At 65.6% G+C, this 23,680-nt stretch carries 21 protein-coding genes and 1 riboswitch; of the genes, 17 read left to right on the top strand and 4 right to left on the bottom strand.

The window, feature by feature from the left end; genetic code table 11:
• Positions 1-62 precede the first annotated feature (62 nt).
• From MJ606_RS02960 to MJ606_RS02950, 3 genes are all read left to right on the top strand, one after another.
• Positions 63-551, top strand: coding sequence for a hypothetical protein (locus MJ606_RS02960; protein ID WP_243047917.1), 489 nt, complete (start codon positions 63-65; stop codon positions 549-551).
• Between the two features lie 292 nt (positions 552-843).
• Positions 844-1,530, top strand: a complete 687-nt coding sequence (locus MJ606_RS02955) for a response regulator transcription factor (protein WP_114238871.1) — start codon at positions 844-846, stop codon at positions 1,528-1,530.
• Positions 1,514-2,797 carry a HAMP domain-containing sensor histidine kinase gene (locus MJ606_RS02950; RefSeq protein ID WP_243047916.1) on the top strand — a complete coding sequence of 428 codons (1,284 nt, stop codon included), beginning with the start codon at positions 1,514-1,516 and terminating at the stop codon, positions 2,795-2,797. Before MJ606_RS02955 ends, MJ606_RS02950 begins: the two co-directional genes overlap by 17 nt.
• Positions 2,798-2,846: 49 nt before the next feature.
• Here the strand turns inward: MJ606_RS02950 and MJ606_RS02945 are convergent, their stop codons facing one another.
• The 3 genes from MJ606_RS02945 to metF all read right to left on the bottom strand — a co-directional run bounded on the left by MJ606_RS02945 (position 2,847) and on the right by metF (position 5,311).
• Positions 2,847-3,764, bottom strand: a complete 918-nt coding sequence (locus MJ606_RS02945; protein WP_243047915.1) for a branched-chain amino acid transaminase — start codon at positions 3,762-3,764, stop codon at positions 2,847-2,849.
• Positions 3,765-3,858: 94 nt separating this feature from the next.
• A complete protein-coding gene (locus MJ606_RS02940; RefSeq protein ID WP_243047914.1) occupies positions 3,859-4,455 on the bottom strand; it encodes a DUF4124 domain-containing protein in 597 nt (198 codons plus the stop codon).
• Positions 4,456-4,483: 28 nt separating this feature from the next.
• On the bottom strand, positions 4,484-5,311 hold the full coding sequence (metF, locus tag MJ606_RS02935) for a methylenetetrahydrofolate reductase [NAD(P)H] (protein ID WP_243047913.1): 828 nt from the start codon (positions 5,309-5,311) through the stop codon (positions 4,484-4,486).
• 215 nt (positions 5,312-5,526) lie between these two features.
• Between metF and ccoN the strand changes: the two genes are divergently transcribed.
• Genes ccoN through MJ606_RS02885 form a run of 10 tightly spaced genes read left to right on the top strand, consistent with a single transcriptional unit; the run spans position 5,527 to position 14,353 of the window.
• Entirely contained in the window at positions 5,527-6,972 is a 1,446-nt protein-coding gene (gene ccoN, locus MJ606_RS02930) for a cytochrome-c oxidase, cbb3-type subunit I (protein WP_243047912.1), read from the top strand.
• A gap of 10 nt (positions 6,973-6,982) precedes the next feature.
• Entirely contained in the window at positions 6,983-7,624 is a 642-nt protein-coding gene (gene ccoO / locus MJ606_RS02925) for a cytochrome-c oxidase, cbb3-type subunit II (protein ID WP_243047911.1), read from the top strand.
• A gap of 1 nt (position 7,625) precedes the next feature.
• The gene (locus MJ606_RS02920) at positions 7,626-7,766 is read left to right on the top strand and encodes a cbb3-type cytochrome c oxidase subunit 3 (RefSeq protein WP_243047910.1); all 141 of its coding nucleotides are present in this window, start codon (positions 7,626-7,628) and stop codon (positions 7,764-7,766) included.
• Complete coding sequence (gene ccoP / locus MJ606_RS02915) at positions 7,763-8,698, top strand: cytochrome-c oxidase, cbb3-type subunit III (protein WP_243047909.1); 936 nt, start codon at positions 7,763-7,765, stop codon at positions 8,696-8,698. Before MJ606_RS02920 ends, ccoP begins: the two co-directional genes overlap by 4 nt.
• Positions 8,698-9,006, top strand: a complete 309-nt coding sequence (locus MJ606_RS02910) for a hypothetical protein (RefSeq protein WP_243047908.1) — start codon at positions 8,698-8,700, stop codon at positions 9,004-9,006. The genes ccoP and MJ606_RS02910 overlap by 1 nt, the downstream gene beginning before the upstream one ends.
• A complete protein-coding gene (locus tag MJ606_RS02905) occupies positions 9,003-10,556 on the top strand; it encodes a 4Fe-4S dicluster domain-containing protein (protein ID WP_243047907.1) in 1,554 nt (517 codons plus the stop codon). The genes MJ606_RS02910 and MJ606_RS02905 overlap by 4 nt, the downstream gene beginning before the upstream one ends.
• Entirely contained in the window at positions 10,553-11,038 is a 486-nt protein-coding gene (locus MJ606_RS02900) for a hypothetical protein (protein WP_243047906.1), read from the top strand. The genes MJ606_RS02905 and MJ606_RS02900 overlap by 4 nt, the downstream gene beginning before the upstream one ends.
• Positions 11,039-13,444: a heavy metal translocating P-type ATPase gene (locus MJ606_RS02895; RefSeq protein ID WP_243047905.1), complete on the top strand. Its 2,406-nt coding sequence runs from the start codon at positions 11,039-11,041 to the stop codon at positions 13,442-13,444.
• On the top strand, positions 13,441-13,638 hold the full coding sequence (gene ccoS / locus MJ606_RS02890; RefSeq protein ID WP_243047904.1) for a cbb3-type cytochrome oxidase assembly protein CcoS: 198 nt from the start codon (positions 13,441-13,443) through the stop codon (positions 13,636-13,638). Before MJ606_RS02895 ends, ccoS begins: the two co-directional genes overlap by 4 nt.
• Positions 13,628-14,353: a sulfite exporter TauE/SafE family protein gene (locus tag MJ606_RS02885; RefSeq protein WP_243047903.1), complete on the top strand. Its 726-nt coding sequence runs from the start codon at positions 13,628-13,630 to the stop codon at positions 14,351-14,353. Before ccoS ends, MJ606_RS02885 begins: the two co-directional genes overlap by 11 nt.
• 96 nt (positions 14,354-14,449) lie before the next feature.
• Here the strand turns inward: MJ606_RS02885 and ahcY are convergent, their stop codons facing one another.
• Positions 14,450-15,883: an adenosylhomocysteinase gene (gene ahcY, locus MJ606_RS02880; protein WP_243047902.1), complete on the bottom strand. Its 1,434-nt coding sequence runs from the start codon at positions 15,881-15,883 to the stop codon at positions 14,450-14,452.
• Between the two features lie 37 nt (positions 15,884-15,920).
• Positions 15,921-16,024, bottom strand: a riboswitch (S-adenosyl-L-homocysteine riboswitch).
• Positions 16,025-16,283: 259 nt separating this feature from the next.
• Here ahcY and ppc point away from each other — a divergent pair.
• From ppc to MJ606_RS02860, 4 genes are all read left to right on the top strand, one after another.
• Positions 16,284-18,989: a phosphoenolpyruvate carboxylase gene (gene ppc / locus MJ606_RS02875; protein ID WP_243047901.1), complete on the top strand. Its 2,706-nt coding sequence runs from the start codon at positions 16,284-16,286 to the stop codon at positions 18,987-18,989.
• A 130-nt stretch (positions 18,990-19,119) separates the two neighbouring features.
• Positions 19,120-20,373 carry an HlyD family efflux transporter periplasmic adaptor subunit gene (locus MJ606_RS02870; RefSeq protein ID WP_243047900.1) on the top strand — a complete coding sequence of 418 codons (1,254 nt, stop codon included), beginning with the start codon at positions 19,120-19,122 and terminating at the stop codon, positions 20,371-20,373.
• 20 nt (positions 20,374-20,393) lie between these two features.
• Positions 20,394-21,158: an ABC transporter ATP-binding protein gene (locus MJ606_RS02865; RefSeq protein ID WP_243047899.1), complete on the top strand. Its 765-nt coding sequence runs from the start codon at positions 20,394-20,396 to the stop codon at positions 21,156-21,158.
• Between the two features lie 79 nt (positions 21,159-21,237).
• A complete protein-coding gene (locus tag MJ606_RS02860) occupies positions 21,238-23,661 on the top strand; it encodes an ADOP family duplicated permease (RefSeq protein WP_243047898.1) in 2,424 nt (807 codons plus the stop codon).
• The last annotated feature ends 19 nt before the right edge of the window (positions 23,662-23,680 follow it).

The following is a 23,680-nucleotide window of genomic DNA, read 5'->3' as shown; positions in this document are numbered from 1 at the left end:
TATCCAAGGCATCCTGCAGGATGTGCCCCGAGGGGGGGTACGAGCAGGTTGGGAGGAAAGGCATGAAGCGTAAACTTTGGCTGTCATTTATGACGGCGACGTTGGTTTTGTTGCAAGTGGCGACGGCGCAAGCGAAGGAAGCCAAGCCTGATGTAAAGGCTGAAACCAAGGACGAATTTGCCGCTGTAGCGGATCACGTTCGTCAGCAGATGGCACCGGGTGGGCGCTTTGAGTTCGTTGATAAGAGCGAGCAAGAGACGGTCAGTCGCGATCTGAGCAATATGCAATCGCTATACGACAAATTCGGCACGGTTGATGCCATGGATGCACCATCCAAAATCCAGCTTTACAACAACCAGTCCGAAGTCAACGCGATCCTGACCAAGAATGACGCTGATCGCGAGATTTGCGAGCAGGTCAAGCCAATGGGTTCCAATATTCCCAAGACGGTGTGCAGGACTAACCGTGAGGTCCAGCAAGAAAACGGCTCGGCACAGCGATATATGCAAGACATGCAGCAGGTACAGACTCCCAAGGGTGGCAGGAATTAGTTAACGTCGATGTCAGTACGGGTTAACTGCGGTCTAACCGTGACACCCCTATAAAGGTTTCACTGCAATTTGCTTGGCACTTCAACCGCAAGGTCTGGTGACAGCAGATTACGGTATCGGGGCAGTAGCTTGGGCCCAGGCGAACGACGACGAGTCGGCGCGCCTGGGCTTTTTTCTTGCCCAACGCCCGCGTCCGTTCATCTTTGGGGCTGGCGGGGCCCCTTTCCACCGCGCAAGCTTGTTAAGCTTGCCACCTCAGCCGGCCCCTATGCCGGCTGCGTATGGAGGACGCATGCGCGTACTGGTGATCGAAGACAACAGCGATATCGCGACCAACATCGGCGATTATCTGGAAGATCGAGGCCACGTGGTCGATTTCGCCGGCGACGGCGTCACCGGCCTGCACTTGGCTGTGGTGCATGACTTCGACGTGATCGTGCTCGATCTGACCCTGCCCGGCATGGATGGCCTGGACGTGGCGCGCAAGCTGCGTCATGAGGCGCACAAGCAGACCCCCATCCTGATGCTCACCGCGCGCGACGCGCTGGAGCAGAAGCTGACCGGGTTCGAGTCGGGCGCCGATGACTACATGACCAAGCCTTTTGCCTTGCAGGAGCTTTCCGCGCGCCTGGAAGTGCTGGCTCGTCGCGGCAAGGGGCCGCAGAGCCGCGTGCTGAAGGTGGGCGATCTCACCTACAACCTGGACACGCTTACGGTGACCCGCGAGGGCAAGTCGATCCAGCTCAACCCGATTGGCCTCAAGCTGCTGCAGGCCTTGATGGAGGCGAGCCCGTCGGTGGTGACCCGCCAGGACCTGGAGCAGCGCGTATGGGGCGAGGAGCTGCCCGACAGCGATTCGTTGCGCGTGCATATCCATGGCCTGCGCGCAGCCATCGACAAGCCGTTTGACAAGCCGCTGATCCACACGCGGCACGGTATTGGATATCGGATGGTCGAACCGGATGCGGTCCAGGCGTAAGCTCAGGTTTCGCCTGGTCGTCTCCTTCGCGCTGTTCGGCTTCGGCCTCAGCGCGTTGTTTGCGTTCGCGGCGCTCAACATCCGCGCGCGGGTGGAGGATCAGCTGGTCAACGCCAGCCTGATGGACGATGCGCACTGGGCCAACCAGCAGGCCCACGACCACCCGGGCGAGCCGGCCGGCTCGCGCCTGCTCACCGGCACCGTGCTCAGCGATCGCACCTTGTACAAGGCGCCGCTGTCCTGGCAGAACCTGTCCAACGGCGTGCACGACATCTACGAGACCGACCAGGATGGCCAGCGCCATCACTACAAGCTGGCGGTTTTCCACGAGAACGGCATCATCAGCTTCATCCGCTATGACGTTTCACGCGAGGAGCTGGGCAAGCAGCAACTTCTGGTCAGCGTGATCGGCGCGGTATTCCTGTTCGGCCTGCTGTCGCTCGCGCTGGGCTTGTGGCTATCGCGCAAGGTGCTCAAGCCAGTCAGCGACCTGGCGCGTCGTTTGCGCGATTTCCGCAAGAGCGGCAAGGCCGAGCCGCTGGCTCCCCATTTTGCCGACGACGAAGTCGGCGAGCTGGCGCTCGCGCTGGATGAGTATTCGCAGCGGCTCACCGCCATGGTCGAGCGCGACCGCGAATTCAACTCCGATGTAAGCCACGAACTGCGCACGCCGCTGGCGGTGATTTCCAGCACCACCGAATTGCTGCAGGGCTCGCCCGACCTCACCGACAAGTTGCGTGAGCGGCTCAAGCGCATCGAGCGCGCCTCGCGCCAGGCGACCGAGCTGATCGAGGCGCTGCTGCTGCTGTCGCGCGCGGAACGGCGCGGCCCCACGCGCGGCGAAAGCACGGATGTGGGCAAGGTGGCCGGCGATGTGATCGAGAGCCAACGCCCACAGATGCGCGACAAGCCGCTGGAAGTGGAACTGGTGGTCAAGCAGCCGGTCAACGTGAATGCGCCGGCCTCGGTGCTGTCGGTGGCGCTGACCAACCTGATTGGCAACGCCATCAAGTACACCCTCGAAGGCAAGGTCACCGTCGTCGTGGGCGACAAGCGTATCGAGATCATCGATACCGGCCCGGGCATCAAGCCGGAAGATGCGGAGCGCCTGTTCCAGCGCGGCGTGCGCGGCGAGGGCGCCGGTGGCAGCGGTGCCGGCCTGGGCCTGGCGATCGTGCGCCGCCTGTGCGAGCTCTATGGCTGGGATGTATCGATGCGGCCGCGCACCGACGCCAACGGCGCGATTGCCAGCATCGTGTTTGCCTGAGGCGGTCATCCTCCCGGCTTCCACCGGGAGGATGCGCGATGGCGCGGGCTTAGAGCGGTTCCAGCCAGCCCCACTGGTCGTTGGTCTTGCCGCTGAACAGGCCGAAGAACAGCTCCTGCAGGCGACGGGTGACGCGGCCGGCCTTGCCACTGCCGATCTGCTTGCCGTCCACCGAGCGGATCGGCGTGATTTCGGCCGCGGTGCCGCACATCAGCAGTTCGTCGGCCAGGTACAGGTACTCGCGCGGAATATCCCGCTCGACCACTTCGATGCCGTCTTCCTGCGCGAGCACCTTGAGCGTGTCACGCGTAATGCCGGCGAGGATCGATGCGCTGGCCGGCGTGGTATGCAGCACGCCATCGAACACCAGGAACAGGTTCTCGCCAGCGCCTTCGCTGAGCAGGCCGCTCGATGCCAGCGCGATGCCCTCGCCGAAGCCCAGGCGACGCGCTTCGCGCGCGATCAGCTGACCCGAAAGATAGTTGCCGCCGGCCTTGGCGCCCGCCGGGATGGTGTTGGGCGCAAAGCGCTGCCAGCTCGACACGCAGGCGTCGATGCCGTTCTCCAGCGCCTCGGGACCGAGATAAGGGCCCATCGGCCAGGCGGCCACGGCCACATCGATCGGCGTCTCGGCCGACAGGCCGAAACCGCCGAGGCCACGGTAGGCCACCGGGCGCAGATAGGCGGCGCTCAGGCCGTTCTTGCGCACCACTTCGCGGCAGGCGGCGGCCAGCTCGTCCTGCGAATAGGGCAGCGCCATGTCGTAGATCTTGGCCGACTGGTACAGGCGCTTGAGGTGGTCCGTCAGGCGGAAGATCGCCGCGCCATCGGGCGTGGCGTAGCTGCGGATGCCTTCGAACACCGACGAACCGTAGTGCAGCGCATGCGCCATCACATGGGTGGTCGCTTCCTGCCAGGGCTTGATGGCACCGTTCTGCCAGATCCAGTCGGGGTATTGCTGCGCCATGTCGATTCTCCGGGGACAAAATCGCGACATGATAACCCGGAGGCGCTGGCGACAGCTCACACGCCCGGACGTGAGAGCATAGCGACGGGCGATGTCAGCCTGAACCCCGCAGCCACAGGCAGCCAGACCGGCGTACCACGTCGAAGCGGGTCTCGCGCGAAGCACCACTGCCATCGTCGGTGGCGGTACGCACCACCAATTGCCCACTCCCGGCTGGCGTTGCAGATGGAACGGCCGGTGTGAGGCCCGGGCTGTCGATATCGTTGGCGTGAGCGGGCTCGCCCGACTCGTCCCCGGCCTCGCCAATGTCCAGCAATGGCCGTTGCATCAGGCTGCCCAAGGCGCGGATATCGGCCACCACGGCATCACGGCCGTACCCGTTCCACAGCATCAAGCCGGCCAGCCGGTTCGGGTTGCGGGCGGCGAATGCCTGCAGCATGCCCTGGCGCAGCTCGGCCACCGTGGTGGCGCATGACACCGGCGCGGGCGCGGTCATCGTGGGGGCGAGGTCTCCCTGCGGTGGCTGTGCACCTGCAGGGGGCGTCGTCACGGGCGTCGCCTGAAGTACCGCGCAGGGCTGATCCGTGAACAACGGATTGCCGTCGGGCCCGATGCAGCGGTGGATACCGTCCTGGGCCAGTGCGCCCAGCGGCAACACGAACAGCAATAGTGGCAGCCAGTGGCGAATCATCGGACGAGCTTACGCTCGCCCGTGTCGCTTAACCGTGCAGCCGGTCGAGGATCAAGCGCGTCGCGTGGGCGCGGTTCAAGGTATAGAAATGCAGCCCCGGCGCTCCGCCGTCGAGCAGGCGGCGACAAAGTTGCGCCACCACATCGGCGCCCAGTTCGCGGATCGAAGCGGCATCGTCACCATGAGCCTGCATGCGCTTGACGATCCAGCGCGGGATCTCGGCGCCGCACGTATCGGAGAAGCGCTTGAGCTGCGAGAAATTGGAGATCGGCATGATGCCCGGCACGATCGGCACCGTGACGCCCAGGCGACGGACATCGTCGACGAAGCGGAAATAGGCATCCGCGTTGAAAAAGTATTGGGTGATCGCCCCGTTCGCGCCGGCGTCGACCTTGGCCTTGAAGTGGCGCAGGTCGGCCAGGGCGTCGTCCGCCTGGGGGTGGGTTTCGGGGTAGGCCGCCACTTCGATGTGGAAGTGATCGCCGGAATGTTCGCGAATGAAACGCACCAGCTCAGCCGCATAGCGGAAGTCGCCCGGGGTGGCCATGCCCGACGGCAGGTCGCCGCGCAGCGCCACGATGCGCCGATAGCCGGCCGCCCGGTAACTGTCCAGCAGCTCGGCCAATTCGGCCTTGGTGCCACCCACGCAGGACAGGTGCGGCGCGACGTTCAAGCCATGCGTGCTATGCAGCCGGTGCACGGTCTCGCCGGTGTAACTCAAGGTCGATCCGCCGGCACCGAAGGTCACCGACACGTATTCCGGTGAAAGCGGTTTGAGGATGGTGGCGGCCTGATCGAGCTGCGCGCGTTGTTCGTCGGTCTTGGGTGGAAAGAATTCAAAGCTGATGGACGGCATCGCAACGGTCCCTGGGTGGCAGTGGTCCAATTATATATCTCTTTCTCGCGATATAGAGATATCTGGTGATTGGCAAAATCTCACCATGATGTGAGATACCGGCCTGCGACAAACCGCGACAGACGCCTACCCACCTCCAGATGATCTAGATCAAGCGGCTTTCCCGGGGGCCCCACCAGACTTCCTCCGTTCAGTCATGCCTAGGAGTGGGCCTCATGGTAGGCGTCGAGGGGAGTTACAACGATAAGGTCATACGGCAATTCGCCGTCATGACCGTGGTTTGGGGCGTGGTCGGCATGCTGGTAGGCGTGATCATCGCCGCCCAGCTGTACTGGCCAGGCCTCGATTTTGACTTGCCGTGGCTCAGCTACGGTCGCCTGCGGCCCTTGCACACCAACGCCGTGATTTTCGCGTTTGGTGGTTCGGCCCTGTTCGCCACCAGCCTCTATACGGTGCAGCGCACCTGCCATGTCCGGCTGCTATCCGACAAGCTGGCATCGTTCATATTCTGGGGTTGGCAACTGGTCATCGTGGCCGCCGCGATCACCCTGCCGCTGGGCCTCACTCAGGGCAAGGAGTACGCCGAGCTGGAATGGCCGATCGACATCCTCATCACCATTGTCTGGGTCGCCTACGCGGTGCTGTTCTTCGGCACCATCGCCAAGCGCAAGGTGAAGCACATCTACGTCGCCAACTGGTTCTACGGCGCGTACATCATCACCATTGCCTTGCTGCACGTGGTCAACAACCTCGCGATTCCCGCCGGCTGGTTCAAGTCGTACTCGATCTACTCGGGGTCGGTCGACGCCATGGTGCAGTGGTGGTACGGCCATAACGCGGTGGGCTTTTTCCTGACCACCGCGTTCCTCGGCATGATGTACTACTTCGTGCCTAAGCAGGCGGGCCGGCCGATCTATTCGTACCGCTTGTCCATCGTGCATTTCTGGGCGCTGATCGCGGTGTACATGTGGGCCGGTCCGCATCACCTGCAGTACACGGCGCTGCCCGACTGGGCGCAATCGCTGGGCATGGTGTTCTCGCTGGTGCTGCTGGCGCCATCGTGGGGCGGTGCCATCAACGGCATCCTTACCCTGTCCGGTGTCTGGTACAAGCTGCGCACCGATCCGATCCTGAAGTTCCTCATCGTCTCGCTCTCGTTCTACATGATGAGCACGTTCGAGGGGCCGATGATGTCGATCAAGACGGTCAACTCGCTCAGTCACTACACCGACTGGACCATCGGACATGTGCATTCCGGCGCGCTCGGCTGGGTCGCGATGATCTCGATCGGCTCGATCTACGCGATGCTTCCGCGCCTGCTGAATCTTCCCAAGATGTACTCGATCAAGTTGATCGACACGCACTTCTGGCTGCACACCATCGGCCTGGTCGTCTATATCGCCTCGATGTGGATCGCCGGCGTGACGCAGGGCCTGATGTGGCGTGCCACCGATCCGGAGAACGGCACGCTGGTCTATTCCTTCGTCGAAGCGCTCAACGCCACCAAGCCGTACTACCTGTTCCGCCTGGGCGGCGGGCTGATCGTTCTGTCCGGCATGCTGGTGATGGGCTGGAACGTATTCAAGACCTTCCGCCTCGCCGCTGCCAGCACCGCGCCACAGCCGCTGCTGCCGCCCGATGCTGCCGACGCGCGTGCCTGAGGGAACAGACATGAGCCATACACACGCAAAGATCGAAAAGAACATCGGCCTCATGGCCATCCTCGTCGCCGTGGCCGTGTCCTTTGGTGGCCTGGCGGAAATCGTGCCGCTGATGTTCCAGGCCGAAACCATCAAGCCGCTGCCGGGCATCAAGCCGTATCCCGCCCTGGAGTTGGCCGGACGCGACGTCTACATCCGCGAGGGCTGCTACAACTGCCATTCGCAGATGGTGCGCACCCTGCGTTTCGAGACCGAACGCTATGGCCACTACTCCCTGGCCGGGGAATCGGTCTATGACCATCCGTTCCAATGGGGCAGCAAGCGCACCGGGCCGGATCTCGCCCGCGTGGGCCTGCGCGGGTATTCGGACGACTGGCATCGCGCGCATCTGAACAACCCGCGCGATGTGGTGCCCGAATCGAACATGCCGGCGTATCCCTGGCTGGCTAAGGCCAAGCTCGACGGTGCGGAAGTCGCGCAACACATGCGTGCACTCAAGCGCATCGGCGATCCATACACCGATGCCGACATCGCCGCCGCACCGGCGGCCGTCGATGGCAAGACCGAACTCGACGCGGTGATCGCCTACCTCCAGGCCCTGGGCACGCATGTGTCGCAGGCGGACATGAAAGTAGCCGAGGGAGCCGAGTGACATGGTGCCTGGACTGATTACCGCTGCCTTGTTGCTGATCTTCGTCGTGGGCTGCATTTGGCTGTGGCTGCCTCGGCACAAGCCCGCGCTGGATGAGGCGGCACAGATGCCCCTGGACGACGATAGGGAGGAACAGGCATGACTTCCGCATGGACGTGGTACGTAGTTTCCTTGGCGGTGCTGAACCTGCTGGGCTGCGTCTGGTTGCTGCGGGCCAACACCCGCCGCAAACCCACCGATCCGAAACCGGACGAAACCGGGCACGTGTGGGACGGCGATCTCACGGAGTACAACAAGCCGCTGCCTCGTTGGTGGATCAACCTTTTCTACATCACCATCTTTTTTGCCGTCGGCTATCTGGTCTGGTACGGCGTGGGTAGCCTGAAGGGCTATGGTCATTGGAGTTCGAAGTCCGAGTGGGCGCTGGAAACGGCGGCCGAAGACGCACGCCTCGACGACACGCTCAAGCTCTATGCGGGCAAGCCGATCGACGTGCTGGCCAAGGATCCTGCGGCGGTATCGATCGGGCGTGCGATCTTCATCAATCGCTGTGCCGCGTGCCATGGTTCGACCGGCAAGGGTGCCATCGGTTTCCCCGATCTCACCGACGACATCTGGCACTGGGGCGGTACGCCCAATCGCATTCTCGACACCATCCAGAATGGTCGCCAGGCGGTGATGCCTGCCTGGGCTCCGACGCTTGTTGCGCAGGGTGGGCCAACCGCCGTGGATGACACCATTGCGTATGTGTTGTCGCTATCCAAACCCAAGCAGCCCTTGGATGCGGCGGCGGAGCGCGGCGAGAAGCTCTTCGCCACCATCTGCGTGGCCTGCCATGGCCCTCAGGGCAAGGGCAACCAGGTGGTGGGCGCGCCGGACCTGACTGACAGCTATTGGCTATATGGCAACAGCCTGGCCTCGTTGCACAAAACCCTCAACGAAGGGCGCCAGGGCGTGATGCCCGCGTGGAAGCCGGTGCTCGGCGATACCCGCACGCGACTGCTGGGTGCTTACGTATGGACCCTGTCGCCGCACAAGGAACCGCCCCCGGCAGGCGCGGTCATCGCCGAATAATGAGCCGGCGGACCACCCATCCTCCAGAACAGGAGCCGACGCCTGCATCCCTGCAGCGCGTCGGCGCCATCTTGTGGCCCAGCTTCTTCGTGGCGGGCGTGGTGACCATGGTGTTCTTTGCCTACGTCGATCCTGAAGCCCTGCAGCAAATGACCTTCCCCTCGTTGAAGCTCAGTCGTGAACTCGGCTATTCCCTGGGCTTCTTCCTTATCTGGTTGGCCACGGCCTCGGCCAGCCTGTTCACCTGGATCCTGTTGCGGCCTTCCCGGCAAGTGCGGCGAGGATTCCACCCCGGTAGCAAGTCATGAGTCGTCGCATCCCGCTGCACGTCGTCGACGACGAGAGCAGTTCCTACTACGTCAGCGAACGCAAGGTGTATCCCCGCGAAGTATCGGGGCGCTTCGATCGCCTTCGTGTGGCTGCGGTGGTGTGGCTGCTCGGCATGTTCTATCTGTTCCCCTGGCTGCGCTGGAACGGGCGGCAGGCAGTGTTGCTGGACTTGCCGGCGCGCCAATTCCATATCTTCGGGTTGATGTTCCTGCCACAGGACTTCCTGTTCCTGTCCACGCTGCTGATCATCGCGGCGCTGGCACTGTTCTTCTTTACCGCCTTGGCGGGGCGCCTGTTCTGTGGTTATGCCTGCCCGCAGACGGTATGGACCGAGGTGGCGATCTGGATCGAGCGCTGGTGCGAGGGGGATCGCAACAAGCGCATGAAGCTCGACGCTTCGCCGTGGAATCGCGAGAAGATCCTGCGCAAGGGGGCGCGCCATCTGCTTTGGGCGTTGTTCGCGTTATGGACCGGCTTTACCTTCGTCGGCTTCTTCAGCCCGATCACCGATCTGGCCCGGCGCACGCCGTTCGGCTGGGGCGGATGGGAGGCGTTCTGGATCCTGTTCTATGCGTTTGCCACCTGGGGCAATGCGGGTTTTCTGCGCCAGCAGGTATGCAAGTACATGTGTCCGTATGCGCGTTTCCAGAGCGCGATGTTCGATCGTAATACGCTGATCATCGCCTACGATCCGATGCGCGGCGAACCGCGCGGCCCGCGCAAGCGGGCGCTGGCGAGCGTACTGGCGAGGGCTCGCGGCCTGCTCGACAAGGTGACGGCCTACGATTATGTATTTCGCGCCAGCCAGCACCCATCGGCCGCGGACAATCGCGCGCAAGCCGGTGGCACGATCGTGCTTGCCGGCGCGGGCGTGTCCGCCGAGCCGTTGCCGAAATTCTCGCTGGAGCAAATGGGCGACTGCATCGACTGCACCATCTGCGTGCAGGTGTGTCCCACCGGCATCGATATCCGCAACGGCCTGCAATACGAGTGCATTGCCTGCGGTGCCTGTATCGATGCCTGCGATGCGGTGATGAACAAGGTGGGTTATCCCAAGGGGCTGATCCGCTATACCACGCAGAACCATATCGACGGCAAGCCCGCGCGGGTGCTTCGCCCGCGCATCCTGGTCTACGGCTGCCTGCTGCTGGCGTTCATCGGCGGCTGGATCTACGGCGTCACGCATCGCAGTCCGCTGATCGCCGAAGTGCTGCGTGACCGCAATGCCATGTACAGCCAGGCGAGCGACGGGGGCATTGAGAACAGCTACACCTTGAAGCTGGTGAACAAGGATCAGCAGCCGCATCACTTTGTGATCGAGGTCAGTTCGGCTGACATGCCAGGCATCAGTCTGCGTGATGGTTCCCGGGCCATCGAGGCGCAGGGCGGGGAGGTTGTATCGGTGCCTGTCACGGTGAGCGCCTCGTCCGAGGTGTCGGGCCGCCACGATGTGCAATTCAAGGTCCGGGGCGTCGACGTGGATGCCCAGGCCACCGTCAACAGCAGCTTCTTTGGACCAAGCCTATGAATCGGACAAGCAGTATCTGGCGTGAGCCCATGGTGTGGATGCTGGTGGGTTTGCCGCTGGCATCGGTGGTAATTGGCTTCGCCCTGTTGTTTGCGGCCGTCCGCCCCGGGCCGGAGGACATGGAGACCGTCGGCAAGACGACCCATGTGGGCAAGATGCTGGTATCGGCAGAGCCGCAGGGCGGCGCCACCGAAGTGGCCACGCAGGGCCTGGTGCTGCGGATCAAGGGCGACATGATCGAGGCGTTGCCGATGGATGGCGAATTCCCGCGGGGTGGCAAGCTCACGCTAACCCTCACCTCACCCGATGCGGCCGGCGGCAGCCGTACCTATCAGCTCGCTCCCAGTGAGCTTGGCTGGCGTGGCGTCGGGTCGCTGGATGGCGACCGCGGCTGGGTGGTGCAACTGGCACCCGATAACGCGGCGTGGCTGCTGCATGGACGCTGGATGCCACAGGCGCGCTCCATCCGCCTGAATCCGTAGATGGACTGCGCTGTGGATGCCGCCAACAGGCCCGAACTGCGGGCCTGTTATCACTGCGGCGAAGCCTTGCCTGCCACTCCGGTGCTGCAGGATATCGAAGGATGCCTGCAGGGATTTTGTTGTCATGGATGCGCGGCGGCGGCGCAATGGATCGGTCAGTCCGACCTGGGCGACTACTATCGCCTGCGCAGCGTCGCCGCCACGCGTGTGGGCGATGCGCCGGATCTTGAAGGCTGGGATCGCGATGATCTGTTGCGCGAACACGCTTTTCCGGTGGAAGGTGGCCTTGAGATCACCTTGCTCACCGATGGCATGCGCTGCGCCGCCTGTGCATGGCTGATCGATCGCGCGCTGCAGCGCGAGCCCGGCGTGTTCGATAGCAGCGCCAACGCGGTCACGGGGCGTATCCGCATCGGCTGGGACCCCTCACGGGTGCGCCTGTCGCAGCTGCTGCAGCGGCTGGCCATGCTGGGGTATCGGCCATACCTGGCCGGTGGCGCCGTGCGCGAGCGCGAGCGTGTCGCCGAGCGGCGACGCTGGCTGTTGCGGCTGGGCATCGCCGGGCTCGGCGCGATGCAGACGATGATGCTGTCCGAAGCGCTGTATCTGGATTTCGGCCACCACATGGCGATCTCCACCCGCGATTTTTTCCGCTGGGTCACCTTTCTGGTCTGCACGCCGGTGGTGTTCTACTCCGGCTGGCCGTTCCTGGCGGGTTGCTGGCGCGAGCTGCGCCAGCGCCACCTCGGCATGGATACCCTGATCGCCAGCTCCACCTTGCTGGCCTATCTGGCGAGCGCGGTCGAAACCGTACGGGGCGGCGCGCTGGTGTGGTACGACGCGGCGGCGATGTTCGTTTTCCTGTTGCTGGGCGCGCGCATGCTGGAACAGCGGGCGCGGCGCATCGCCAGTTCGCAGGTGGATACGCTGGCGCGGGCGCGGCCAACCCTGGCCGTGCGCGAGCGCAGCGATGGCAGCCGCGAATCGGTACCGCTGACCGCCTTGCAGGTGGGCGACATCGCCTGTGTCGCGGCGGGCGAGGCGGTGCCGGCGGACGGTCGCCTGTTGGACGCTGAGGCGCTGTTCGAGGAGGCCTTGCTTACCGGTGAGTCGCATCCGGTAAGCAAGCGACAGGGGGCCGCGATCTTTGCAGGTACGGTGTGTCGCGAGATGCCGGCGCGCCTCGAAGTGACCCAGGTGGGCAGCGCCACGCGGCTGTCGCAACTGGCGCGGCTGGTGGAGCAGGCCCAGGCGCACCGGCCGCCGATCGCGCGGGTGGCGGATCGGGTCGGCAGTTGGTTCGTGATGACCTTGCTGTTTGCCGCCGTGCTGGTCTACCTGGGCTGGCGTGTGCATGATCCGGCACGTGCCTTCGAGGTCACGTTGTCGCTGTTGGTGATCAGTTGTCCTTGCGCCTTGTCGCTGGCGGTGCCGGCCGCGCTCGCCGCCACGCATGGCGCGCTGGCGCGGCTTGGGGTGTTGTCCATTCGTGCGGACGGGCTCGACAGCCTGGCCAAGGCCACCGACGTGGTGTTCGACAAGACGGGCACGCTGACCCGGGTGCAGCCCGCTTTGCGTGAAGTGCAGTCGTTCGGTGACGTGACCACGGCCGACGCACAGGCGATTGCCGCAGCGTTGGAGCGCGATAGCGGCCATCCGATTGCCGCGGCGTTTGCCGGTGTGCACACATCGCTGCAAGCCAGCGAGGTGCGTGCCGTGAGCGGGCAAGGCGTGGTCGGTTGCGTGGACGGCAAGACGTGGAAGCTAGGCCGCGCCACTTTCGCGGCGAAACGCGAGGACGACGGCCAGCTGTGGCTGGGTGATGGCGAGCGCGCAGTCGCACGCTTCCGCGTGCAGGAAAGCTCGCGGCCCGATGCGCGGGATGCGATAGCGGAACTACGCCAGCTCGGGTTGCATATTCACCTGGCCAGCGGCGATGCGCCGGAGCCGGTGCAGCGACTGATGCGGGAGCTGGACATCGGCGAGGCGCATGCGCGGCAGAGTTCGGAAGACAAGCTCGCCCTGGTGCGCCGGTTGCAGGCGCAGGGGCGTGTCGTGGCCATGGTGGGCGACGGCCTCAATGACGCGCCGGTGCTGGCGGGTGCGGATGTTTCGCTGGCCATGGGCGAAGGCGCTTCGCTGGCGCAGCGCGCGGCCGACATGGTGCTGACCGCGCCCTCGCTGCTGCGCATTCCCGCCGCCATAGGGCTGGCCCGGCGCACGCAGCGGATCATCCGGCAGAACTTCGCCTGGGCCGTCGGCTACAACCTGCTGGCGTTGCCGCTGGCGATCGCGGGGCAGGTGACGCCGGCCGTGGCCGCGCTGGGCATGGCGGTGTCCTCCCTGATCGTCACCGCCAATGCCTTGCGGTTGATGCGCGTGGCCGTGCCGGAGTCCGCCGCATGATCATCCTGCTGATGCTTATCCCGTTGAGCCTGATGTTGCTTGTCGCTGCCATCGGTGCGTTTGTATGGGCCGTGCGCAAGGGGCAGTTCGACGACATGGAAACGCCGGCACTGGACATCCTTAGCGATGATCCGCCGGTACGCGAGTCGCCCGTGGCCCAGGGCGGTTCGGTGGAGGATGGCCATGGCGATTAATGCGCTGGCGCTTCCGGCTGTACTGCTCACCGGCCTGCTTGGCGGCGTGCATTGCGCGGCGATGTGCGGCGGCATCGCCACGGGCTTCTCGGTGTGGTCGCCGCGCGCCGGCTGGGGTCCGGCGTTGCAGCTCAATCTTGGGCGGGTAGGCGGCTATGTGCTGGCGGGCGCCATCGTGGGAGGCGTTGGCGATGGGCTGCTGCGTTTGTTCGAATTCAGCGCGTTGGCGACGGTCATGCGCATGGCGGTGGGAGCAGTGCTGGTGATCGCCGCGCTGCGCCTGCTCGATCGGCGTGGCCGGCTCGACGTGTTGGCGCGTCCCGGCGCGCGGGTATGGCGCTGGCTGCGGCCATTGCAGCAGCGATTGCTGCCGGCCAACACGGTAGGGCGCCGGCTGGCGGCAGGCATGTTGTGGGGTTGGTTGCCGTGCGGCTTGAGCACGACCGTGCTGGCGGCGGCCTGGCTGCAGGCGAGTGCGCGCAACGGCGCGCTGACCATGGCGGTGTTCGGACTCGGTACCTTGCCGGTGATGTTGCCGCTGACGTGGTCGGGCGCGCGGGTGGGACGTTGGTTGCAGCAGCCCGCGCCGCGACGTGTCGCGGCGATGTTTATTCTGCTGGCTGGCGTGCTGACGATGACCTCGCCGTGGTTGATGCACGTGCCGGCCTTGCATGGCTTGATGGGGGCCATGGGGTGCGGGCCGCTATCGCACTGATGCGTGGAGGCGGGTCGCGTGCTCACCATTTTGCATAAAAAAGGGCCGCCCTGAGGCGGCCCCTTTGCTTGTCGCGCAGACCGAACCGGCGCTTGCTCAGTAGCGGTAATGGTCCGGCTTGTACGGGCCATCCACCGGCACGCCGATGTAGGCGGCCTGTTCCGGGGTGAGGCGGGTCAGCTTCACGCCGATCTGCTCCAGGTGCAGGCGGGCCACTTCCTCGTCCAGCTTCTTGGGCAGGCGATAGACCTTCTTGTCGTAGAAGTCCTTGTTCGCCCACAGGTCGAGCTGGGCCAGCGTCTGGTTGGAGAAGCTGTTGGACATCACGAAGCTGGGGTGGCCATGGGCGCAGCCCAGGTTCACCAGGCGGCCTTCGGCCAGCATGTAGATGCTGCGGCCGGTGTTTTCGAAAGTGTAGCGATCCACCTGCGGCTTGATGTTCTCGCGCGTCACGCCCTTGGCGGCGTTCAAGCGATCCATCTGGATCTCGTTGTCGAAGTGGCCGATGTTGCACACCAGGGCGTTGTTCTTCATCGCCGCCATGTGCTCGAGCGTGATGATGTCCTTGTTGCCGGTGGTGGTGACGTAGATGTCGCCCAGCCCCAGGGTCTCTTCGATGGTGGTGACCTGGAAGCCTTCCATCGCGGCCTGCAGGGCGTTGATGGGGTCGATCTCGGTGACGATCACGCGCGCGCCGAAGCCCTTCAGCGAATGGGCGCAGCCCTTGCCCACGTCACCGTAGCCGCATACCACGGCCACCTTGCCGGCCACCATCAGGTCGGTGGCGCGCTTGATGCCGTCGGCCAGCGATTCGCGGCAGCCGTACAGGTTGTCGAACTTGCTCTTGGTCACCGAGTCGTTGACGTTGATGGCCGGCACCAGCAGCTTGCCGGCTTCGGCCAGCTGGTAGAGACGGTGCACGCCGGTGGTGGTTTCCTCCGACACGCCCTTCCATTCGGCGGCGACCTTCTTGAACCAGCCCGGACGCTCGGCGTGCACGCGCTTGATCAGGTCCTTGATGACCTGTTCCTCGTGGTTGCCGCTGGGGGTGTTGACCCAGTTGTCGCCGTTTTCCAGCTCCACGCCCTTGTGGATGAACAAGGTGGCGTCGCCGCCGTCGTCCACGATCAGCTGCGGGCCGAGCTCGCCGGGATGGCTCAGCATGTCCAGCGTGCATTCCCAATACTCTTCCAGCGACTCGCCCTTCCAGGCGAACACCGGCAGGCCACCGGCGGCCAGCGCGGCGGCCACGTCGTCCTGGGTGGAGAAGATGTTGCACGAGGCCCAGCGCACCGAGGCGCCCAGCTCGCGCAGGGTCTCGGCCAGCACGGCGGTTTCCTTGGTGACGTGCAGCGAGCCGGACAGGCGCACGCCCTTGAGCGGCTTGTCCTTGGAGTAGCGGGCGCGGATCTGCATCAGGCCCGGCATTTCCTCCTCGGCCATGCGGATGCGGCGGCGGCCCAGCTCGGCGAGGGAGATGTCGCGGACCTTGAAGTCCTGCGTGGCGGTGTCTTTCGTAACTGCGTTCATGGCGTAGCTCCGGGTGTTGCGACGGGGAAGCCGCATCGTTGACCGGGCGCCGTTACAGGAAGAATCCGCCGAGCCTGGCCGGGAAGATGAACGAAAACATCGGCGTTCACCGAACCCACGGTCGCAGCGCCCCTCGACGGGCCGTTGAGTATAACGGCAGGCGGCCCGTAGTTTCGCGGGGGAGCGTTCAGGTGGGTCTGGCGCCAGGGCCGGCCCGGCTGCAAACCGATCCCGCCGGACGGCCGGTCATGGACCCGATCGGGATCGGGCGCATCGATGCCGGGGCCAGATGGTGCACGTAAGCCCATGGCATCGGCTTGGCGCGTTCCGTTGCGGCGGCGCACAAATCGAACGGGCTTCGGTTAGTCTTGGACGTCCAGACATCTGCAACGTGGCATTGATGAACCAGCACCGCAGTCCTGAGTTCGCTCCGCACGACGCGCCCCTGCGCGAAGACGTCCGCCGCCTCGGCACCCTGGTCGGCAACATGCTCGCCGAGCAGGTGTCTCCCGCCTTCCTCGATGAGGTGGAGCGCATTCGCACCGCCGCCATCGAGCGTCGCCTGGAGCAGGCGCCGCTGGACGTGCTGTCAGGGTTGCTGACCGGCCTGGGAGCCGATCAAGCCGAAGCGCTGGCGCGGGCTTTTGCCACCTATTTCCAGGCGGTGAACATTGCCGAGCGTATCCATCGCATTCGCCGTCGCCGCGACTACCAGCGCGAAGGCGGTGCGCCGCAACCCGAATCCCTGCTCGATGCACTGCTGCGATTGAAGGAGCAGGGCGTGGAAGCGGGCGAGCTGATCGAGTGGCTGGAACGGTTGCAAGTGGAGCCGGTTTTTACCGCGCACCCTACCGAAGCCGTGCGGCGCTCGCTGCTGGAGAAGGAGCAATCCATCGTGCGCGCGCTGGTCGACAACTTCGACCCCACGCGCACGCCGCAGGAGCGCAAGGAAGACGACGATCGCATCTGCATGGCGCTCAACGCCGGCTGGCAGACGGCCGAGGCCTCGCCGATCAGTCCCAGCGTGCAGGACGAGCATCACCATGTCGGCTTCTACTTGGCCAACCCGATCTATCGCATCGTGCCGGCCCTGTACGAATCGCTGGCCAATGCCCTGCAGGCGGTGTACGGCGTGGCCGTGCCGCTGCCGCGACTGCTCAGTTTCGCCACCTGGGTCGGCGGCGACATGGACGGCAACCCCAATGTGGGCGCCGCCACTATTGCCGCCAGCCTGTCCGCGCAGCGGGCCCATGTGCTTGAGCACTACATGGAAGACATCGCGGGGCTGGCACGTCTGCTCAGCCAGACCGAGGACCGCGTGGAGGTCGACAGCGCGCTCGCGCGCCGGCTGTTCGACTACCGCGTGCGTTTTCCCGAGGCGGCGGCGAAAGTGCGGCCCCGCCATGCCGACATGCCCTACCGCAGCCTGCTCACCGTGATCGGCGCGCGACTGGAAGCGACGCACGAGGACGATCATCCGGAAGGCTATATTTCCGCCGCCGAGTTGCTGGACGACCTGCATCTGATTGCCGCCAGCCTGGTCGATCATCGTGGCCTGCATGCGGGCGCCTATGCGGTACAGCGCCTGATCTGGCGCGTGCGCACGTTCGGCTTTCATCTGGCGCGGCTCGATGTGCGGCAGGACTCGCGCATGCACGACGATGCGCTTGCCCTGCTGCTGGGCGATGGCGACTGGGCAGGACGCGATGCCGCCGCGCGCGCGCAGATCCTGCGGCCTTACGCCGGTGGCGAGCAATCGCTGGCGGCCCATGGCGAACCCGCAGTGGTCGCCTTGCACGACGTATTCGCCACACTGGGCGATGCCCGCACACGTTACGGCGCCGAGGCCATCGGTCTGTACATCATCAGCATGGCGCGCTCCGCCGCCGATGTGCTGGCCGTGCTGGCGCTGGCGCGCTACGGCGGACTCGAACACGCAGGGCGCGTGCCGCTGGATATCGCGCCGCTGTTCGAAACCGTCGATGACCTCGCCAACGCGCCGGATACCCTGCGCGCCTTGCTGGACGATCCGGTGTATCGCGATCACCTGGCCTCGCGCGGCGGTCGTCAGTGGGTGATGCTGGGCTATTCGGATAGCGGCAAGGACGGCGGCACGCTGGCTTCGCGCTGGGGTTTGCAGCGTGCGCAGGTGGAATTGCTGGAAGTGGCATCGGCCGCCGGCATCCAGCTGTCGTTCTTCCATGGCCGCGGTGGTTCGGCCAGCCGTGGCGGCGCACGCATCGCGCCCGCATTGATGTCCTCGCCACGCGGTTCGGTGGCGGGCGTGTTGCGCATCACCGAGCAGGGCGAGGTGATTCACCGCAAGTACGGCATCCGCGCGCTGGCCCTGCGCAATCTTGAGCAGACCGTGGGCGCGGTCTTGCGCGCATCATTGCGGCCACGTACGCAGGAGCCGCGGGAACCGCTGTGGCGTGAGCGCATGGGTCGACTGGCAGCGCGCAGCCGGCAGCACTATCGCGACTTCGTCGACCGCGAGCACTTCGTGGACTACTTCCGCGCGGCGACGCCCATCGACGTGATCGAACGCATGACGCTGGGCTCGCGCCCATCGCGTCGCCGCAGCATGCGCGGCGTGCAGGATCTGCGCGCGATCCCCTGGGTGTTCGCCTGGACACAGAGCCGCTCGATCCTGCCGGGCTGGTATGGCCTGGGCACGGCGCTGGAATTCGGCGCGGCGGAGTTTGGCGTCGACGACATGATCGAGATGGCCAGCGAGTGGCCGTTCTTCGCCAATATGCTCGATGACGTGTCGATGGTGCTGGCCAAGTGCGACTTGGGGATTGCCGAGGCGTTCTCGCGCCTGGCCGGCCCGCTGCACGAGCCGTTCTTCGCGCTGATACGCGAGGAATTCGAGCGCACGCATCACTGGCTGTTGCGCCTGCGACGCAGCGACAACCTGTTGCAGAACGAGCCGCGGCTGAAGGTATCGATCGACCTGCGCAACCCCTACATCGACCCGATGAGCCTGCTGCAGGTCGACCTGCTCAAGCGCTGGCGCGAGGGCGCCGAAAGCGACGATGCCTTGCTCAGTGCCTTGGTGGCCTGCGTCAACGGCGTGTCGCAGGGTTTGCAGAATACGGGCTGAGCCCGTACGCCAACGGACAGCGGCGTCCGCATCCGGATGGATCGCTGGCCTGCCGGCCCCCCATCGTGGCCCTAAGTAATTGATGCCCCTTGGGTGTCTCGATTGGCACGGGGATTGCGATGGCCAGCACATGGATATCGCCAACCCGCAACTCAAGCTTCGCCGCCGTCGCCGCCGCTGGTGGCTGACCGCAGGCGCGCTCGCCGCCACCTTGCTGGCGGCGCTGGCACTGGCGCGGCTGGGGCCGGCGCTACCCGAAGCGGAGCGTGGCAGCCTGTGGATCGATACCGTGCAGCGCGGGCCGATGCTGCGCGAGGTGCGCGCCACCGGCGTGCTGGTCCCCCGCGAGTTCCGCTGGCTGGCGGCGGGCACCGCCGCCCAGGTCGAGCACATCCTGGTCTGGCCGGGCGCACAGGTGCAGCCCGATACCGTGCTGATGGAACTGTCCAATCCCAGCGTGGAAGACGCGCTGCGCAACGCGCAGGCGCAGGTGACGGCCGCCGAGGCCGACGTGCAGGCCAAGCGCGCTGAACTGCAGTCGCAATGGCTGGACCAGAAGGTCCAGCTGGCGCAGGCGCAGTCCGAATACGCCGCCGCCGGGGTGAAGGCCGTGGCCGATGGCAAGGCCGATGCCCGGCACCTGATTCCGCACGTGCTGTACGAGCAGGGCCAGATTGCGCTGGGCCAGCTGAAGTACCGGGTGGAGATCAACCAGCAGCGCGTGGCGGCCTTCGAGGCGAGCATGCATGCGCAGCAGTCCGCGGTGGACGCACGCCTGCAGCAGCAGCGCAGCAACCTGGAACTGCGCCAACGCCAGATCGACAACCTCAAGGTGCGTGCGGGCGTGGCCGGCGTGCTGCAGGAAGTGGCGGTGCAGGAGGGCGCGCAGGTGGCCGAAGGCGCCAGTCTGGCCCGGGTGGCCAAGCCGGAGCGACTGCTGGCCCGCCTGCGCGTGCCGGAAGTGCAGGCCAAGGACGTGGCGATCGGCATGCCGGTGAACGTGGATACGCATAACGGCGTGGTGGACGGGCGGGTCGAGCGTATCGATCCCGCCGTGCGCGATGGCAGCGTGCAGGTGGATGTGGGTTTGCGGGGCGCGCTGCCTTCCGGCGCGCGGCCCGACCTGTCGGTCGATGGCCGCATCCTGCTGGCGCGGCTGGACGACGCCCTATCAGTGGGCCGGCCGGTGCAGGCGCAGGGCGACGGCGCGGTGTCGCTGTTTCGTCTCGACCCCGCCAGCGGCGTGGCCGTGCGCGTGCCGGTGCAGGTGGGCGTGGCCTCCGTCGATCGCATTCAGGTCTTGCGCGGACTGGCGCAGGGCGACCAGGTGATCCTGTCCGACACCTCGGCATGGGATAAATACGCCCGCATCCGGGTGCGGTGATCCTTACAAGGAGCTTCAACGTGGCAGCAGCGAACAACGTGATCACGCTCAACGGCATCCGCAAGGTGTTCCAGGCCGACGAGGTGGAGACCCATGCGCTCAGCGAGGTGCACTTGGCCGTCTCGCGTGGCGAGTACGTGTCGATCTCCGGCCCGTCCGGTTGCGGCAAGACCACCTTGCTGTCGATCCTCGGCCTGCTCGATAGCGCCAGCGCGGGCAGCTACGTGCTGAATGGGCACGACGTCGCCGGACTGGGCGCGGCGCAGCGCGCGCGCATCCGCAATGCGGAGATCGGCTTCATCTTCCAGGCGTTCAACCTGATCGGCGACCTCAGCGTGCAGGAGAACGTCGAGTTGCCGCTGACGTACCGTGGCGGCTTGGGCAAGGCAGAGCGCCAGCGGCGAGTGCAGGAGTCGCTGGAGCGCGTGGGTATGGCACATCGTATGCGGCACTACCCGGCGCAACTGTCCGGCGGCCAGCAGCAGCGTGTCGCGGTGGCGCGTGCCTTGGTGGGGCAGCCCGCGATCCTGCTGGCCGACGAGCCGACCGGCAACCTCGATTCGCGCAACGGCGAAGCGGTGATGGCGTTGCTGGACGAGCTGCATCGTGGCGGCGCCACCATCTGCATGGTGACGCATGACGCGCGCTACGCCGAGCTGGCCCAGCGCAAGGTGCGGCTGTTCGATGGCCGCGTGGTCGACGAGGAAACCTTCGATCGGCTGCGGCGCGAGGACGAGCGCCGCATGGACGCGCTGATCGGGCGTCGCGTCGGGGCCGGCGCATGAGCGCATGGCCGGATGGGATGTGGCTTGCGTTACAAGCTGCGCGGGCAACGACGATACAAGCCTCGAGGGGAGAGCGTGCATGAAGGGTTGGCAAATGCCGTGGAGGGAGGGCCGCGATGCGTGGCGCCGCCTGTCGCGGCGGCCGGGTTACACCGGCTTGTCGGTGATCGTGCTAGGCGTAGGCCTGGGCGTGGTGGTGTTCCTGTTCAGCCTGGTGCACACGCTGGTGCTGAAGCCGTTGCCGTATCCGCAGTCGGATCGGCTGGTGGCGATCGGCCGGATGGCGGACAACGGCATCGGCGATATCGACAGTGACCAGTACCTGCGCCTGCAGGGCGGACTACATCAGCTCGATGGACTGGGCGCGTACGCGTCCTCCGGCGTCAGCGTGCTGGGCGATGCCGGGGCCATCTATGTCGATGCGACCGAACTCAGCGCGAGCCTGCTGGACCTGTTTGCGGTAAAGCCATTGCTGGGCCGCTCGCTGGTCGCGGCAGACCAGGACGCCACCGCCTCGCGCGTGGCGTTGCTCGGCGAGAGCTTGTGGCGCCGCGCGTTCCAGGCCGATCCGCACATCGTCGGGCGTGTCGTGCGCGTCGATGGCGAATGGGTCACGGTGGTGGGGGTGATGCCGGCATCATTCGGTTTCCCCAATGACGGCGAATTGTGGATGCCGTTGCGTCTGTCGCCGGGTGCGCACCGTGCGCTATCGGGCGTGGGGAGGCTGCGTGCGCCGGAAGGATTGGCGCAGGCACGTGCCGAACTGGCAGCGCGCAACGACGAGCTGCAGCAGCTGTTGCCCACGGGGTGGCGCGTGCAGGCGTTGACGGTGAAGCCGCTGGCGCTGAGCTTCGTGCCCGAGGACATGCGCCGTTGGGTCTGGCTGATGTTTGGTGCAGGTAGCCTGGTGCTGTTGCTCGCCTGCCTCAACGTGGCCAACCTGCAACTGGTGCAGAGCCTGCAACGTGGTCGCGAGCTGGCCTTGCGCAGCGCGCTGGGTAGTACGCGTGGACGCCTGGTGCTGGGTGCGTTGATGGAGGCATGGCTGCTCAGCCTGGCGGCGCTCGCAGTGGCCTTGCCCATCGTGCATGCTGGACAGCGCTGGATCGTGTCGATGTATTTCGAGAATGCGCCGGAGACCTCGCACTTGCATCAGTTCGACATCGATGGCAGCGTGCTCGCGTTTGCGTTGGTCATGGCCTTGGCCAGCACGGCGCTGGCCGGTGGCGTGCCTGCCTGGCGTGCTTCGGGCCGCGACCTGCAGGACAACCTGCGCGAGGGTACACGTGGCAGTAGTGGCGGTTTCGCCCGCTTCGCACGCGTGATGGTGGTGGCCGAAGTGGCGCTGACCGTGGTGCTGCTGGTTGGCTCGGGTACTTTCGTGCGCGCGCTCAACGCCCTGCTGGTGCAGCCACCGGTCGGTGCGACCCATGCGACGCAAGTGTTGACCGCACAGGTGGCGCTACCCCCGGCCCTGTATACGCGCGACGAACAACGCATCCAATTCTTCGAGACCCTGGTCGAACGGCTGCGCGTGGAGGCGGGCGTTACCGAGGCGACCGCTTCCAACACCGTGCCCAGCGCGGTGCTCGGTAGTCACGAATACGTGGCCTTGCCCGGTCAGCCACGTCCGAACGCGGGCTGGCCGCAGGCACAGATGGGCATTGTGGACGCGCATTTCCTCGCCACCTATGGCGTGCACCTGTTGTCGGGGCGCTTCTTCGATACGCGCGACCGTGCCGACAGCACCGCGGTAGTGGTGGTCGACCGCAAGATGGCGCAGGCCTTCTGGCCAGGCACCGAGGCAGTGGGGCAGTCGCTGCTGCTGTATCCGGGTAATGCGTGGGCGCGCACGGTCACCGTGGTCGGCGTGATCGAGCCCTTGCAACTGGACGGCATGTTGGAACGGCCTTTGCCCGGCCTGCTGATGCCGTTGACGCAATCGGCGCGACAGTCGCCGCTGGCCAGCGTTGGCGTGGCGATACGTACGCCTGCCGATGCCCAGGTGTTCGTGCGGCGCCTGATCAACATGGTGCGCAGCATCGATCCGCAGGCCGCGGTATACGGCACCCTGAGCCAGGCACGCAGCATGGCGAAGAGTCGCGTGGGGCTGGCCGTGCTGACCCAAGTATTCGCCACGCTGGGATTGGTGGCGTTGCTGTTGGCAGCGGCCGGGTTGTACGGCGTGCTCGCGTTCTCCGTGGCGCAGCGGACGCGCGAGATCGGTATCCGCCGCGCCGTCGGTGCGGGCCATGCGGCGATCCTGCGCGAAGCGGGGCGCCAGCTTGCATGGCAGCTTGGCATCGGTTTATCGCTGGGCGTGCTGCTCGCGTTGCCGTGGTCGAGCGTGCTTGCCGATCCGGGGTTGCGCACGCGGGCCCATGATCCGGCCGTATTCGCGCCAGTGGCGCTATTGGTGATCGTGGTGGCGGCGCTGGCTGCGCTGCTGCCGCTGCATCGCGCGTTGCGGGTCGATCCGGCCATCGCCCTGCGCGATGAGTGACCGTTACACTCGCCGGATG

The organism is Dyella sp. RRB7 (assembly GCF_022761115.1).
Classification (GTDB): Bacteria; Pseudomonadota; Gammaproteobacteria; order Xanthomonadales; family Rhodanobacteraceae; genus Dyella.
The sequence above is the reverse complement of the archived record's forward strand: the minus strand, read 5'-3'. Positions and strand labels throughout refer to the sequence as shown.